Raw genomic sequence first — 17,110 nt, forward strand, 5'->3', positions numbered from 1 at the left:
AATAGATATCTATTTTTTGTCAATTGATACTAAAAAATATCAGTAGTCTTTTTTAATTTATCTTTATCAAAGTGGGTATAAATACGAGAAGTATTTATATCTGCATGACCTAAAGATTCTTGAACTAGTATCAAGTCTTTATTTTTTTGATAAAGTAGGGTAGCAAAAGTATGCCGTAACATATGTGCACCATTTTTTTCTTTTCTAATACCTACACTTAAAAGAATTTTTTCTACAATACTACTTATATATGCCTGACTTAAAGGTTTACCTTTTTGATTACAAAAAAGTAGATTATTGTCACAACATTTAACATCTAACCAAGATGATAAATCATTTTTGATAATGGACTCTTTTATCATTACAACCCTTGGTTTATTTCCTTTCCCGCTAACTTGGATAATATATGCATCATCATCTTTGTTAAAATCTTTTAAATCAATATTTATAGCTTCACTAACCCTGATACCTGTATAAAGTATAGTTTTGATTATTAGTCTATTTCTAGCGGCAATTTTTGCGCTAAATGGATAATTATTTATACCTTCAATAAACCTTTGTACTTCATCTTTATGCATAAAAGAGGGTAGTTTAGTACCGCTTTTACCTGCTAATCCACCCCAGTTTTTTAATTCAATGCCATACCTATAAACGTAAGCATTTTTTTCTTCATTTTGTTTATCAATATAACCAAAAAAAGTAATTAATGCAATTCTATAATTTTTTTTAGTTGCGTCAGATAATGTACTTGTTTCGGTTGCTAAAAAGTCACTTAGAAGTTCTTCATCGATTTCTTTCATCGAAGAAGCTCCATAATTAGTCATAAAAGTGTATAGTTTTGATAAGGGTATAAAATAAACATGAATACTATTTATTCCAATATTTCGAACTTCTTTTACAACTGATTTTAAATCCTCAATAGAGTCATAACCTTTAACTAACTCTTGTAAAATTTGTGCTAATCGTTCTTTATCATTTACTTGTCTATTAGATAGTGATGTTATTTTATTTCTAATAAATCTTGAAAGCCAAAATAGATAAGTTTTGTTAAATGTAGATTCAAAGTCTAGTGGATATTTCAATAAAAAGCCTTTTAAATTTATTTTACTTTTGGAAACTATAATTTCCAAATTATATTATATAAAGACTTAAGAAGCTATAGAAAAAAGGAATTATCTCCTTTTCCCTGATGAAAACTCAATTATATATTGCGCAATATCATCTAAATGTACAATATCTTTAACTGCACCTGCTTTAATAGCTTTCATAGGCATTCCAAATACAACACAACTCTCTTCATTTTGTGCTATAGTATATGCTCCATTGTCATGTAGTTCTTTCATAGCAATTGTTCCATCATCACCCATTCCTGTCATCATCACAGCCATAGCTGCACTTCCAACACTATTATTTACAGACCTAAATAGAACATCAACACTAGGTTTATGCTGGCTTACTTTTGATGTGTCTAATAGTTTTGTTTTATACTCATTTCCACTTTTTTCTATTGTTAAATGCATGTTCCCAGGAGCTAAATATGCATGACCTTTTTCTAAAATCATTCCATCTTTTGCTTCTGCGACTATTACATCTGAATTATCGTTTAATCTATGTGCAAATGAATTTGAAAAACCATAAGGAATGTGTTGAGTAATTAATATTGGAGGTAAATTAGAAGGTAATTTTCTAAATACTTTTAATAAAGATTCAACTCCACCTGTTGATGAACCAATTGCTATTAGTTTCATTCCAGGCATAAGAGCTTTTTTCAATGGAATTACTTCATCAGGATGAATTTTATACTCAATTTTAAGATTTTTAGTTGTGTTTTTAGGTTTATTTTTTGCTTGAGGTTTTTTTAATGTATATCTTTTTAATAAAAATGTTAAATTTAATAAAGTGTCTTTAATCCTCTCTGCAAATACTGGCATTGGCTCACCCGATTCTGGTTTTGGAATAAATCCAACTGCACCATCATCAAAAATGTCATTTCCTCTAACACTTTCACCTGATATAACAACTGCAGGCATAGGATGTAATCTCATAAGATTTCTTAAAAATACTACACCATTCATTTTGGGCATATTAATATCAATTGTAACTAAATCTGGTTCATACTCTTTGATTTTTTCTCTAGCATCATAGGCATCATATGCTGTAGTAACTACTTCAAATTCATCAATAGAATCAATCATATCTTTAATGATTCTTCTCATAGAAGGAGAATCATCAATAACTAGAACTGTATACAAGTCTAACCACCCTATTTCTTAAAATTTTAGAAAAGTTCGATTTCCATTTCAGGTTCACTTTTCTTATCATCAACACCAAATAAATCAACACCTCCAACGTATTCTTTGATAACTGGTGCTTTTGTAATCTCTTTTTGAAGATCTTTTTCTTCATTAAGAATTTTATTATCTGTTTCAGTTTTTTGCGTTACTTTTATAAATGTTTCAAAATCATTTGCAAGTAAAATTAGTCTACCATGTTCACCACGTGTATGTTCACTAACTAGTTTAAAGCCTTCTGCCTTACAAAAATCTTTTGCAAACTCTACATTTCTTTGACCAATAGAAGAACCTATATTTAGTCGCATAATGTCTGCACCTCCAGATATCTTTGCAACTATATCTGATTTATTACATCCAAGTTTATACATCTCATTTAGCATAGCTTCAACTGAATATAAGCCATATTTCATATCATCATTGTTATTGTTAGTTGTTGGTAATAAGAAATGATTCATTCCTTTAATATGTTTAACCTTATCATAAAACATAATAGCAACACAAGAACCTAAAAGTGTTTTAAATGCAACATGTTCTAAATCACTTCCAACTGCAAATTCACCGCCTATTACAGTATGAGTATTTAGTCCCTTTGTTTTTTGAGTAAATCTAACTGCAGATGCTTTCTCAATACTTCCATCTTTATGACCAATAACTATCAAACGATTTCCTTTTCTTTAATAAAGATATTTTGACCAATTCTTTTTACATAGTTGATTAAATCTTGAGGGTTCTCAGAGTGTCCTAAATATAATGTACCACCAATTTTCAAATGTTTAAATAGCTTTTTTAATATTGCATTTTGATCTTCTGTTGAAAAATAGATTAAAACATTTCTACAAAATATTACATCAAATTGATTCTTTTGAAAAGGATAAGAAGGATTATTTAAGTTCATTACTTGAAAAGAAATCATCCTTTTTAAGTTATCATTAGCTTTTATTAAAATATCTTCACCAGCTAAATTTTTTTCTATTCTTCTTTTAAAATATTTTTGTGGTTTTATCCACTCTGGGAACTCTTTTGAAGATTTTGAATATCTATAGATGCCATTTGCTGCATATTGTAAAACATTAGTATCAATGTCTGTAGCAATAATAGTGGCATTAAATCTTGAATTAAGATCTTCTCTTACTTTTTCAACTGTCATTGCCATTGAGTAAGGTTCTTCTCCTGTTGAAGATGCTGAACAATACATATTGATTGTTTGATTATTTTTTGCAAATTCAGGTAAAACTCTATCTCTTAAATCTATAAAATGGAAATCTTCCCTAAAGAAATGAGTTTTATTTGTGGTAAATGAGTTTATGAATTCAGTTACATATTGGCCATTTTCGATAAGTTTTAGAAGCTCTTCGATTTCCCCTGAGTATTTACAATTTCTTTTTAGTTTTTCAATTCTATTTGAAATCATAATGTCTTTATTCTCAGTTAAGGTAATACCTGTGTGAGAATAAAGAAGTTTTTTTATTTTATCATGAATTTCTTTTACATTTTTCATATGTTTTAAGATACTTTTCTGTGTTCATTCATATCTTTTTCAATTTTTATTTGAGCATTGATAATTCCAACTACATCTAAAATTAATCCAATACTACCATCTCCTCTTACCGTTGCAGCACCTATTCCTTCAACACTTCTAAAGTTTTTATCAAGTGGTTTTACAACAACTTGGTGTTGATTTAGGAATTCATCAATAGATAATGCAACTTTTGTATTACCTGATTTAACTACAATTAACATACCATCTTCAAGTTTTTCAAAACTTTTTTCTAATCCAAATAGTTGGTGTAATCTAACAACAGGAATAAACTCTTCTCTTAGCATTAGTAAGTCTTGAGTTCCATCTCCAATTTTTTTAATCATATCAGAGGTTGGTTGAAGTGACTCTACAATTGAACTTAAAGGTAAAATATATTTGTGAGTACCAACTCTAATATCTAAACCATCTAAAATAGCAAGTGTAAGAGGTAACATAATTGTAATTGTAGTACCCTCACCTAATTTAGTATCAAGTTTAATAGCACCACCTAATTTATGAATATTTGTTTTAACAACATCCATTCCTACACCACGTCCAGAAATATCAGTAATCTGATCTGCAGTTGAAACCCCTGCTCCAAAGATTAGTTCAGCTTTTTCATTAAGACTCATAGTGTTATATTGATTTTCATCAATTTGTCCTTGGTCTAGTGCTTTTAATGCAACTTTCTCTGCATCAATACCTTTTCCATCATCATCAATTGTAATAATCATTTGACCATTTGCTTGTTCTGCAGATATAGAGATCGAACCAACTTCTGGTTTTCCTGTTTGTTCTCTTTCAGCAGGTGTTTCTAAACCATGGTCTAAAGAGTTTCTAATAATATGCATTAAAGGATCTGTTAATCCTTCAATCATAGCTTTATCAATTTCAACACCATCTCCATAGTGTTTAAATTCTACTTTTTTACCAAGTTTTTTAGAAATATCTCTTACAACTTTAGGGAATTTAGAATAAATAGATTCCATTGGTACCATTCTAATACTCATAATTGAATCTTGCATATCTCTAATATGTCTTTCAAGTAATTCAAGTCTCTCTAAAACTGAGTTTCTAGTTTTTGTTTCTTCAATAGTTGAACTAAATTGAGTTAACATTGCATTTGTAATTACTAAGTCACCTACATTGTTCATTAATAAATCAATTTTATCAAGATTAACTCTAATATTGTTACTCGCAGATGCTTTTTTAACACTATCTTCTTTTGTTGGCCTTGCTGCCCTTTTCTCAGAATTTGCTACAGGTTTTTTAACTTCTTGACTAGAAGCTTCTTCTTTTACTTTAGCAGTCTGTTTTATTGATTCTTCTTTAGCTGGTTTATCTTCAATTTCCATAACTGACTCAGGTGAAATAGAAGGCATATCATCAAAGAATCCAAAGTTTTCATCTTCTGTATGCTCAATATTTTTTACATCTTCAGTATTTTTAGAAATTTCTTCTAAATCATCATCATAAAAACCATAAGGTTTTTGTTCATCTTCTAAATCATCATCTGCAAATATTCCATACGCTTTAGTAGTTGATTCTTTTTGTTCTTCTAAATCATCATCAAAGAACCCAAAATTGTCATTAATCTCTTCTTCAACCTCTTCTACTGCTTCTTTTGTAACTGCAGAGTCTTTAACAACAGGTACTTCTTCTTTTTTTAAAGGAGTTTCTCCACTAGAATAAGCTCTAATATCTTTTAATAAGTCACTTGTCATTTCTTCAAAAGTTTCTCTAGTAAGCTCTTCAGCAACTTCTAGATTAAGAATCTCTTTCATTACATCTAAACCATCAATCAATGTTTCTACCATTTCTGGAATGAATTCAATTTGGTGGTTTCTTAATTTATCCATTAAGTTTTCTACATCATGGGTAAATTCCGCGAATAAAGCCAATTCAACAGATGCTCCACTACCTTTTAGGGTATGAACATCTCTAAACAATTGACCCATTTCTTCATCAGTTAGTGTCCCATTGTTTTCAGCTTCTAATAGTACATTATCTGCTGATTCAAAAAGCTCTTCAGCTTCTTCAAGAAACATTTCTCTATATTTAGAAATATCAAATGACATGATAACTCCTTATCTGCTTAAAACAATATTTACAGCTTTTAATAACTGATCTGGAACAAATGGTTTTACAATCCATCCAGTAGCTCCTGCTGCTTTTCCTTTAGCTTTCATTTCATCACTTCTTTCAGTTGTTAATACTAAAATAGGTTTTTTAGAATATTGAGGCACTTTTCTAAGTTCTCCAATAAGTGTTAAACCATCCATATTTGGCATGTTAACATCTGTGATAATTAAATCAAAATCATTAGCTTTTGCTTTAGCCAAACCATCAACACCATCAATAGCTTCAGTTACATCTGAGTAACCTCCTTCATTTAGTGCATAGTTAAGCATATCTCTTAGCATTGTAGAATCATCTACGATTAAAAGCTTAGCCATTTTAGAACCCCTTAAGTTTTGTTAAAAAATTATTTTAACCATACTAACGTAACATATATTAATTTAATATTAGAAGATATGGTAAATACATTATAAAATCAGTAAAATTATTAATTTTATTTAAAGTTTTGAATTATAGCTATTTTATTGCTATTAATCTTGACAATATATGATAACATAAAGTTGTTTTAATTTATTTAGAAAGAAAGATAATACTTAAATAGTTTATTGATATTTTAGATTTACAACTCCAAAAGGAGTTATAAAATTAGTTTGCCGCTGATAGTTCTATTCTATCTTTTTTTACTTTAAGAACTTTTATTTGAATCTCTTGACCAACTGATAAAACATCAGCTACATTATTTACTCTTTGTTTTGAGATTTTAGAAATATGTAGTAATCCCTCTCCACCTTTTGGTAGCGAGATAAATGCACCAAAATCAACAATTCTTTCAACTTTTCCTGTTAATTCTTCTTCTAATTCATAAAGTTTTTCAAAATTTATTTCTTTTGATTCTTTTCTTGAAGTTGCATTATTTGAAATAGTTTTAATATGTTCACAAGCATCTAAAACATTTTGTTTATTTTCTCCACTTACTTTTACATTTCCACTATTTCTATCTAGGTCAATTGATACTGAGAATTTTTCAATTATTTCTTTTATTGTTGCTCCTGCTTTTCCAATAACAACCATTACTTTTCCTGGATCAATAGCAAATTGTTCAACTAATGGTAAAGCTTCACTTGGAACTATTTCACTTGCAGCTTCTTCCATTAAGCCTAAAATATGATCTCTTCCCTCTTTTGCTTGAAGTAAAGCTTCTTTTAATACTGATAACTCTATACCACCAAGTTTAATGTCCATTTGAAGAGCAGTAATACCATTTTTAGTACCAGCTACTTTAAAATCCATATCTCCATCATGGTCTTCTAATCCCATAATATCTGTTAAAACTGAGTAGTTATCACCTTCAACAACCATACCCATAGCAACACCAGCAACTAGATTTGAAACAGGCACACCAGCAGCTTTAAGAGCTAAAGAACCACCACAAACAGTTGCCATAGAAGAAGAACCATTTGATTCTAAGATTTCAGATACTAATCTTACTGTTTCAGTATAATCATCATCAATAGTAGCTTCAAGTGCTTTTTTAGCTAAGTTACCATGACCTAATTCTCTTCTACCAACTCCAAACATTGGTTTTGCTTCACCTACAGAAAATCCTGGGAAATTATAATGAACCATAAAGTTCTCAACAGAAGTCGATTTTTCAGTTAATGTTTCATACATTTGACCATCTTTTGGACCAGCAATTGTACCAATTACTAAAGCTTGAGTTTCACCTCTTGTAAATAGACAAGAAGAGTGAGTTGAAGGTAAAATGTTAGTTTCTATTGAAATAGGTCTTACATCTTTTAAACCTCTTCCATCTGCTCTAACTTTTTCATTTACAATCATAGCTCTAACTAATTCTCTTTTTACAATAGAAACAGCTTCATAAATTGTCGAGAATTCAATTTCATTTGAAGAACAATAATCATTTGCAGCAATTACTTTTGCTACATCTTTAAGTTCTGTTGCTCTTTCACTTTTTGCAAGTTTTTTAATTGCATTTTTAATTTCTTCACTAAAATTATCTCTAACATAGTTTATAACAGATTCTTCAATAGTAAATTGAACTAATTCTACATTAGCCATCTTTTTTGAAGCTTCTGCAAAACCTTTTTCATATGTCTCATTTGCTTCTTTTAAAGCTTCTTGTGCAACAGAAATTGCTTCAACTAAACTATCTTCATTCATTTCATTAGCATTATGGATTTTTGTGAATGCTTCAATATCAACTTCAACTAATTCACTACTTGAAATAGTTTTCATTTCAATCATTAATAATTCATCTTTAGAACCTGCTACATATAAATCTAATGAAGATCCTTCTAATTGTTCTTCACTTGGATTAATTATATACTCTCCATCAATTTTCCCAACTCTAACACCACATACAGATTTTTTAATTGGTAAATTTGAAGTATATAGTGCAGCATTTGCAGCGTTTAGGGCCAAAGTTTGTAAGTCAACATCTTTATCAGCACTTAAAACCATAACAGTAATTGTTGTTGGATAAACATATCCTTTTGGAAATAGTGGTCTTAAACTTCTATCTATTACTCTTGAAGTTAATGTTTCAAAATCACTAGGTTTCCCTTCTCTTTTTATAAATCCACCTGGCAATTTAGCTGCTGCGTATGTTTTTTCTATATATTGAACAGTTAAGGGTGTAAAATCCTCTTCTACTGGATTATCAAATTCACTAACAACTGTAGCTAAAACTACTGCATTTCCTAATTTTGCTAATACTGATCCATTAGCTTGTTTGGCTACTTTACCAAACTCATATATTTCTTGTTTATTATTTAACTCAAATTCACAAACTGTTGACATTATTTTCCTTTTTTAAATTTTCTAAATCTTCAAAACTTACTTCTTTAAGTGAGTCGTAATAAAAATCAATTGAAATAAAATGATCTAAATTTTTTATAAAATATAAATCATCTGCAATTGATTCAATTGTTGGGATACTTGCTGTTGGAAGTATTGGTGTTGCTACTGAAATAGATTTTGCTTTAAGATTAATAGCAGTTTTTATACAAGCCATCATTGTAAGGCCAGTATTTATACCTTCATCTACAATTAAAACATTTTTATTTTCAAATTTTTCAATTTTATTTCCATGTCTAAATCTATTAACTTCATTTTGTAATATCTCTTCATAAACTTTATTAGATTTATCATATATTTTATCTAAACTAATATCAAATGATTTGATTAATTCTTCATGAATCAATACTTCTTCATGTTCTGTTACAACAGCAATTTCACATTCATCATTATTTGGAGCAGTGATTTTTGCTGAAAACATGATATCATACTTAGAATTTAATTCATCTGCAATAATTTTTGCAATCTCATAACCACCATAAGAACTTGCAATTACAGTCCAATCTTCTAGTTTCATACTATCAATTGGAAGTATATCTAATAATCTAAATGCAGCAACTTCTCTATTTTTAAAATAAATTTTATCTGGACTCACTATTTATTCTCATTTATTTTATATTTTTGTTTTAACCCACCAAGAGGTTTTAATTCTAAGTTAATAAAAACAACTTCTTGATCAATTGAAGTAGAGTTCTGAGCAGTTGATGGAACAACCTCTCTTTCATATTTTAAATCTAAATTCCAACAATTATCATTTATATTAAAACTAACACCCTGCTTATTTCTAACTTTTTCAAGTAAATTGTAGTTTTCATAATAACCAATTTTATAATCTCTTGAGATATTATAATTAACTCCAAAGTTATATGATTCTAAGTCCTCTTTATCTGAATTTGGACTTTCTTTAGATTTATAGTAGCCTGCATTTAGGGTTAAGTCTTTATACTTTAAATTAATTTGAGAATCATTTTCTATAAATTGTTTATCTTCAATATTATAAACTGTTTTGTTTGAAATATCTCCAAAATCATGATTGATTTTAATATAGTTTTCAAGATCTTGGAATTTTGGATTATTATTTTCATAAAGAATTGATTGAGATATTTTATGATTAATAAATTGTTTTAAACTATCTTTTTTGTATAAAGATTGATTTATAGATAGTTTTATGTTTTTATCACCTTGAGTAATAGGAAAACTCTCAAGCTCTGTATTATCATTAGTTATTTTATATAAATCCCCATCTTCTTTTAAGTTTCTAGGGTCTGAATAATTTGCATTTAAATTTATTGTATGCAAATAGTCTTCGTATGGTTTAATTAAATCACTTCCTAAAGAAATAGAAGACTCATTTTGAATTAAAGTACCATTTTCATAACTACTATTTGTATTACCATAATTATATCTACTTAAAGTTGTTTTATTTTGAAGTGTAATATATAAATAGTCATCTAATAAATAGTGTGTATATGATATTGGTAAACTTAATTCATAGATATTTGCAGTTATTCCACTTTTTCTAGTGTAGTTATAGAATTTTGTATCAACTGAATATTGTAAATTATTTAAAAGAATTGAGTCATTATATTTATGAAATTGTAATTGTGGTAATTCCTGTAATGTATCATCATTATTATCTTTAGATGTATCTATATAGTACCTTGCATATGCTCCACCATAATATTTTGGAGTATTATAAAAATAGTTTATTTTTGATTCTACTTTTTTATCCGTTGAAATTTCATCATCATCATTTTCAAGAGTTCTATACTCAATATCATTCATATAATTTATAGATGCATAAAATCCATCTTGAGTATCTTCATTAGAAAATAATTTAGTTCTTTCATATTCAGCATTCCAACCATAGTGTTTTTTATTTTCAAGTTCATAATCATTTTTATAACTACTATTCTCAATAAAACCACCCGTTTTCATTTTTAAAATTGAATAAGGTGAATCTACATATCTTAAGTATGTATATGCCCCATACCCTCTTTGTGATCTGTATTGAGGAATAAATTCAATATCATAATTATCAGCAGGTGCAAAATAAATTGGTTGAGAGTAGTATAAACCTTCATTATTTGAATAACCTAAAGTTGGAATTAAAAGTCCTGTTCTTCTAGTAGTATCTGTTGGAAAACCAAAATAAGGACTATACAAGATAGGAACACTACCTAGATATAATCTTGGATTATATGCATGTATCCATTTGCTTTTTGTATCATAAGTTGCAGAAGATACTTTTAAACTCCATGCAGGGTTGATACAATTACAAGATGAAATTGTAGTATTGTCTAGGTTTATATCATTATTGATTTTATTAGAAGCTTTTGAACTTAACCATAAATTATTATCAGATTGATGAATTAAAATTGGTGATTGTTTATATGATTCATCTTTTAGATTTAAATATGCATAATCACTTTGTGTTTGTATATTATTATCTTTAATAATTACTACATTATTAAATAATTCAAAACTTTCACTCTGCTTATCATAAATTATTTTATCAGCACTTAAATAGTAAGTTGAAGAATAAACAATAACATTACCTTTTGCTGTTAAAGTATTATTTTGAGTATTGATATTCTCTGCAATTAATTCAAATTGTTCATTCTTTAATTCTTTACAAAAAGCTAAAGTTGAAGCAAGGGCTAGTGAAAGTAATATTTTTTTATGCATTTACAACCAATGTTCTTCCAGTAATATCATGGAATGTTTTTCTACCTTCATTAAAGAATCCTATAGCAAATCCAACATAAAAGAACATTTCAGAAATAATTCTTCCAACGGCTCTTAAAAAAGATGAAAATATAGATACTCTACCCCAATGATTAGCATCAATAATTCTAATTTTTGCAACAAGTTTACCAATAGTTGCTCCATAGTACCAAACAAAGAAAGTATGATAAATTACTTTTAAAGAGATTAAAGGCATCACCAAATCAACTTTTACTAATTGCATCATCATATTCATATCATTACTTGCAGCAACAATATTTTCCCAAAAAATAACTAAAATAATAACTGTAACAATTAAATCATCAATCACAAAAGCCATTGCTCTTGATCTTAAACTTGCTAATTGTAAATCACTACTATTGTTTTCTTGCATATAAAGTCTTTGTTATTTTAATGCTTGATAAGCAATATCTGATCTACATTTCTTACCAGCAAAATGAACTTGTCCACATAGTTCATAAGCTCTATCTCTAGCCTCTTTTATAGATTTACCAAATCCAACACAAACTAAAACTCTTCCACCAGTTGCCATTAGTTTTCCATCCTCAAGTTCAACCCCAGCATATGAGATATGAGAATTGGCTGCAAGTTCTTTATCAACAATTTCATCAACAATAATTTCAGCAGGTTTTGAAGAAGAGTAAGGATAGTTTTCACTTGCCATTACAACACCAACACCAAATTCATTTTTAATTTTAATGTCTAACTTATCAAGTTGTTTTGTAGCACCTTTATAGAATAATTCAGAAACAGGAGTTTCTAATAAAGGCATTAAAATTTCACACTCAGGATCTCCAAATCTTACGTTGTATTCTAAGATAATAGGCTCACCTTTTACTACCATTACTCCAATAAATAACACACCTTCAAAAGGTGCACCCTCTTTTTTCATACCTTCTAGTGTTGGTTTGATAACTCTATCTTCAACTTTTCGGTAAATATCATCATTTACAAGTGGAGTTGGAGCATACGCACCCATACCACCAGTATTTGGTCCTGTATCTCCATCACCTATTCTTTTATGATCTTGCGCAGCAGGTAAAACTTTGTAGTTTTCTCCATCACAAATAGCGAAAATTGATAATTCGTATCCATCTAAATACTCTTCAACTACGATTGAAGTTCCTGCATCACCAAAAGATGAACCACTTAACATATCAGATGCTGCTTGTTTTGCTTCATCTTTACTTTGAGCAATAATTACACCTTTACCTGCACATAAACCATCCGCTTTAACAACAATTGGTTCACTCATAGTATCAATAAAGTCATGAGCCTCTTTTTCATTTGTAGTTTCTATAAACGCTGCTGTTGGTATGTTATATTTTTTAAGTATATTTTTCATATATACTTTAGAACCCTCTAACTGCGCTGCAGCTGCACTTGGTCCAAAAATTGTTAAATCATTTTCTTTAAATATATCAACAACACCATCTACTAAAGGAGCTTCTGGTCCTACAATTGTTAAATCAATAGAATTATCTTTTGCCCAAACTGCTAACTCATTATAATCTTTAATATTTATATTAGTTCCAAGTTTATTAGTTGCACCATTTCCTGGCATGAAAAATAAGTTATGAGCATTTTCTTTATATATTGCTAATCCAATAGAGTATTCTCTACCCCCACTTCCTAGTATCAATATGTTCACGATAATTCCTTATATAAGTTTTATTAGTATAATAATTAATTTAATCCAAGTGGCCGTTAACCATCAAAACGGCCCACATAAGCCACCAATAGCAGGCACGTGCAAATATTAGGAGCGAAAACATAATGAATCGCTGCACACCATTTGACGACAATTACCCACAAAAATTAATTATTCGGACCCACAACAATGGAAATCCCGAACCACTTAGATTGTTTATATTTTATCTAATTATGATTAAATTTGAGTTTAAAACTATAAAGACTTAGCTAGTTTAATGCACTCTTGCATTGAAGTTTGAGGACTAATTAAATAATCAATATCTTTTGGCAAGTATTCAGCTGTTGTTTTCCCAATAGTTATAGCTTTGTAACTTTTATCCCATGTGTATTGATTAAAAAAGCATTCTATACTAGAGGGAGAAGTAAATATAAATATGGAATTTTTTTCTAAATTTGTTTTAGAACTATTACATACTGTTTTATAGGCTATAGCTTTATCTAAATTAATTGAATTATTTTTTAAAATCTCAACTAAATTTGAAACAGTTTTTTCAGCTTTTACATATAAAACTTTTTTATTTTGCAAATAGGGAATTAATTCATTTGCAAATTCATTACCATGACCATTTGTACCAGTAAAAGCTAAATTACCACCTAATTGTTTTACGACTTGTGCTGTTTTAGGAGCAATAACATAAGAAGGAATATCTTGCCAATTTATATTAAAATGATTTAAAGAATAAATAGCATTTTTTGAAGTAAATACTAATGCATCATAATCTTCTATATTAATATTAGGCTTAATATATTGGATATTAAAAACCTCTAAATTTTCAACATCTTTAAATTTTTGACTTGATAGAAGGTATATCTTATGCATAGTCTAATTCTCTTTTTTGTATATAATTTGTTGCATCATCAATTGTATGAAATATTTTAGTTTTTTTAAATAATCCATTTGAATCGATATCTAAAATAGCTCTTTTATGTCTGTATTTTAAAATAAGTATAACACTTAAGTCTTTTTCTTTTAATTTTTCAATAATATTTTCTATTGTAAATATAGCAGATAAATCTAACGACTGAGCATTTTTACAATCTATTATAATAGTTTTTGCGTTATTTATTTTATCAATTTTATCATCTAAAACTGAAGCTGTACCAAAGAATAGCTCTCCAGTAATTTTTATAATTTGTGTATCTTTATTTTCTAAATCAATATCAAAAGAGGTTTTTGACCTAACTGTTTTAATTTGAGTTCCTTTTGAAACTTTATATACTGCTAAAATTGAAGCAATTGTTATACCAACACCAACAGCCATAATTAAATCAACAAAAATAGTTAGTAAAAATACAGTTACCATAACTAAAAGGTCTCTTTTATTTACTTTATTTACTATCTTAATAAATTTATAATCTAAAATATCAAAGCCTACTTTTATTAAGATTCCAGCTAGTACTGCAAGTGGAATTTCTGAGGCAAGAGGAGCTAAAAATAAAACAATAATTAATAGTGTAATTGAGTGAACCATTCCTGAAAGTTTTGTAGTACCACCACTATTTATATTTATTACAGTTCTCATTGTAGCCCCTGCTCCTGGAATTGCACCAAAGAATGAACAAACTGCATTTCCAATACCTTGACCTATTAATTCTTGATTTGGTTTATGCTTAGTTTTTGTCATATTATCAGCAACTATAGATGTTAAAAGTGAATCAATAGAACCTAAAAGAGCTAGTGTTATTGCTAAAGTTATGATCTGGCTTAAATTAATAAAATCAATAGACAATGGCAAAATAAATTCAGGTAATCCCATAGGAATTTCACCAATTTTTGAAATATCATAATTCATATAATATGAAAAATATGTAACAAATATTAAAGCAATTAATGCTGATGGTACAACTTTTGAGACTTTTTTAGGAGTTAAAAACATAATTGCTAAAGTAATTGATGCTACAACTAATGCTTCATAATTTATCTGTTTTATTGTTTCTAAAAAATTAATTAGAGTTAAAACTATTGAAGGTTGGGACTCTACACCTAAAAATGGGTTTATTTGTAAGATTATAATAATAACTCCAACTCCACTCATAAAACCTGAAATTACTGGATATGGAATATATTGTATCCATTTCCCTATTTTTACCAAAGCAAATGATATTTGAATTAAACCTGATAAAAATATAACAGTCATTACAGTAGAAAAGTCATTTGGGAATGCTGCAACTGCAGTTGCAGTTATAACCGTCATAGGACCAGTTGGTCCGGAAATTTGAGTAGAAGTTCCACCAAATAGTGCAGCAAAAAAACCTAAAATAATAGCACCATATAAACCTGCAATAGCTCCAGCTCCACTTGCAACACCAAAAGCAAGTGCTAAAGGTAGTGCAACAACAGCAGCTGTAATTCCAGCGAAAATATCATTTTTTATACTTGCACTACTCAAGTGTGCCTCCTAAGAAAGTTTTAATTTAGTAAGTCTATATATTCCTCTTCATCTACAACATTATCTTTTCTTCCCCTTGCAATAATGTGAATTGGAGTTCCTTCAAAGTTAAATTTACTTCTAAAGAAATTAATTAAGTATCTTTTATATGAAAAGTGTAAAAGACTAGGTTTGTTCATAATTAAAGCAATTTTTGGAGGTCTATTACTAAATTGTGTAGCGTAATAGATTCTTAAGTATGCTCCATTTGGACTTGGAAGAGCATGTCTAATTACAGCTTCTTCAACTGTTTTATTTAATTGAGAAGTTGGTATTCTCTGTGAGTAGTTTTCAAAAATTTCTATTAGTTTATTTTTAAGTCTTTCAATACTTCTTCCTGTTTTTGCAGAAACAGCAATTATAGGAGCATAATATAAGAATTTAAATCTTCCTCTAACAGCTTTTTCCATTTTTTCAAATGTTTCCATGTTCTCATCCCATTTATTTAAAACAATAATTGTTCCAAGTCCATATTGATCAACTAATCCAGCAATTTTTTCATCTTGGTCAGATAACTCTTTTGAAGCATCAAGTACTACTAAAGCTAAATTTGCTTTTTCTAGCATCTCTTTAGTTCTCATTAAAGCATATTTTTCAATACCTTCAATTTTACCTTTTCTTCTTAAGCCCGCTGTGTCAACAAAAGTAATATTTTTATCAGCATATTCAAATGATTCATCAACCGGGTCAATAGTAGTTCCAGCAATTGGAGAAACTACTGAACGCTCTTGCCCTACAATAGCATTTAATATTGAAGATTTTCCAACATTTACTTTTCCGATAATTGCAACTTTGATGTTTGTATCATCTACAAAATCTTCTTTTACTTCATCTTCATCATCTAAAATATCAAGATCTTCATTATCAAGGACTTCTGAGTTTTCTAAGTTTTCAATCTCTATATTAGGTGGAAGATGTTCATAAATCCAGTCAAATAGAGTTTTAGTTCCTCTATTGTGGGAAACAGAAATACCAAATAGGTTTTCATCCCCTACACCAAACTCAAAAAATTCCCAAAGTCTCTCTTTCTCTTTATCATTATCGATTTTATTTACAACTAATGCTAACTCTTTTCCTAATCTTTGAAGCTCATAAAATAGTTCTTTATCTTTTTCATCTGGCATTTTTTTACCATCAACCATAAAAAGTATTATATCAGCCTCTTTTGCTGTTTCAATAGCTTTTCTTTTTACATGAGAAAATATTTCATCATTAGTTTCATCAATTCCACCTGTATCTAACATAAGTGCAGGTCTATCAATAATTTGAACTTCATGTTTTTTTATATCTCTCGTAGTTCCAGCCAAATCTGAAACAATAGCAATTCTCTTTTGCGCAATTCTATTAAATAGTGATGATTTACCAACATTTGGTTGACCAACAAGTGCAATTTTTTTAAGTGAGTTATTCATTTGTGTTTAAAATCCTATAAAGTAAGTATAAATTAAAAA

The 17,110-nt window shown here is 28.6% G+C and carries 14 protein-coding genes; all 14 read right to left on the reverse strand.

Annotated elements, in window-relative coordinates; genetic code table 11:
• Positions 1-29: 29 nt before the first annotated feature.
• Complete coding sequence (locus APAC_RS07250) at positions 30-1,082, reverse strand: tyrosine-type recombinase/integrase (protein ID WP_130233474.1); 1,053 nt, start codon at positions 1,080-1,082, stop codon at positions 30-32.
• Positions 1,083-1,172: 90 nt separating this feature from the next.
• Positions 1,173-2,252 (reverse strand): protein-glutamate methylesterase/protein-glutamine glutaminase, encoded by a 1,080-nt coding sequence (locus APAC_RS07255; protein ID WP_130233475.1) that lies wholly within the window; start codon positions 2,250-2,252, stop codon positions 1,173-1,175.
• Between the two features lie 26 nt (positions 2,253-2,278).
• A complete protein-coding gene (locus APAC_RS07260) occupies positions 2,279-2,953 on the reverse strand; it encodes a chemotaxis protein CheD (RefSeq protein ID WP_130233476.1) in 675 nt (224 codons plus the stop codon).
• Complete coding sequence (locus APAC_RS07265; protein ID WP_130233477.1) at positions 2,950-3,792, reverse strand: CheR family methyltransferase; 843 nt, start codon at positions 3,790-3,792, stop codon at positions 2,950-2,952. Before APAC_RS07265 ends, APAC_RS07260 begins: the two co-directional genes overlap by 4 nt.
• 5 nt (positions 3,793-3,797) lie before the next feature.
• Positions 3,798-5,891, reverse strand: a complete 2,094-nt coding sequence (locus APAC_RS07270) for a chemotaxis protein CheA (RefSeq protein WP_130233478.1) — start codon at positions 5,889-5,891, stop codon at positions 3,798-3,800.
• A gap of 9 nt (positions 5,892-5,900) precedes the next feature.
• Positions 5,901-6,269: a response regulator gene (locus tag APAC_RS07275; protein WP_130233479.1), complete on the reverse strand. Its 369-nt coding sequence runs from the start codon at positions 6,267-6,269 to the stop codon at positions 5,901-5,903.
• Between the two features lie 268 nt (positions 6,270-6,537).
• Entirely contained in the window at positions 6,538-8,712 is a 2,175-nt protein-coding gene (locus APAC_RS07280; RefSeq protein WP_130233480.1) for a polyribonucleotide nucleotidyltransferase, read from the reverse strand.
• Entirely contained in the window at positions 8,696-9,364 is a 669-nt protein-coding gene (locus tag APAC_RS07285) for a phosphoribosyltransferase (RefSeq protein WP_130233481.1), read from the reverse strand. The genes APAC_RS07280 and APAC_RS07285 overlap by 17 nt, the downstream gene beginning before the upstream one ends.
• A complete protein-coding gene (locus APAC_RS07290; protein ID WP_130233482.1) occupies positions 9,364-11,457 on the reverse strand; it encodes an LPS-assembly protein LptD in 2,094 nt (697 codons plus the stop codon). The genes APAC_RS07285 and APAC_RS07290 overlap by 1 nt, the downstream gene beginning before the upstream one ends.
• Positions 11,450-11,890: an RDD family protein gene (locus APAC_RS07295; RefSeq protein ID WP_130233483.1), complete on the reverse strand. Its 441-nt coding sequence runs from the start codon at positions 11,888-11,890 to the stop codon at positions 11,450-11,452. Before APAC_RS07295 ends, APAC_RS07290 begins: the two co-directional genes overlap by 8 nt.
• 12 nt (positions 11,891-11,902) lie before the next feature.
• Entirely contained in the window at positions 11,903-13,168 is a 1,266-nt protein-coding gene (purD, locus tag APAC_RS07300; protein ID WP_130233484.1) for a phosphoribosylamine--glycine ligase, read from the reverse strand.
• A gap of 255 nt (positions 13,169-13,423) precedes the next feature.
• Positions 13,424-14,050, reverse strand: coding sequence for a uroporphyrinogen-III synthase (locus tag APAC_RS07305; RefSeq protein ID WP_130233485.1), 627 nt, complete (start codon positions 14,048-14,050; stop codon positions 13,424-13,426).
• Positions 14,043-15,620 (reverse strand): SulP family inorganic anion transporter, encoded by a 1,578-nt coding sequence (locus tag APAC_RS07310; protein ID WP_130233486.1) that lies wholly within the window; start codon positions 15,618-15,620, stop codon positions 14,043-14,045. The genes APAC_RS07305 and APAC_RS07310 overlap by 8 nt, the downstream gene beginning before the upstream one ends.
• 20 nt (positions 15,621-15,640) lie before the next feature.
• Entirely contained in the window at positions 15,641-17,071 is a 1,431-nt protein-coding gene (gene der / locus APAC_RS07315) for a ribosome biogenesis GTPase Der (protein ID WP_130233487.1), read from the reverse strand.
• Between the last annotated feature and the right edge of the window lie 39 nt (positions 17,072-17,110).

This window comes from Malaciobacter pacificus (genome assembly GCF_004214795.1).
Taxonomy (GTDB): Bacteria; Campylobacterota; Campylobacteria; order Campylobacterales; family Arcobacteraceae; genus Malaciobacter_A; species Malaciobacter_A pacificus.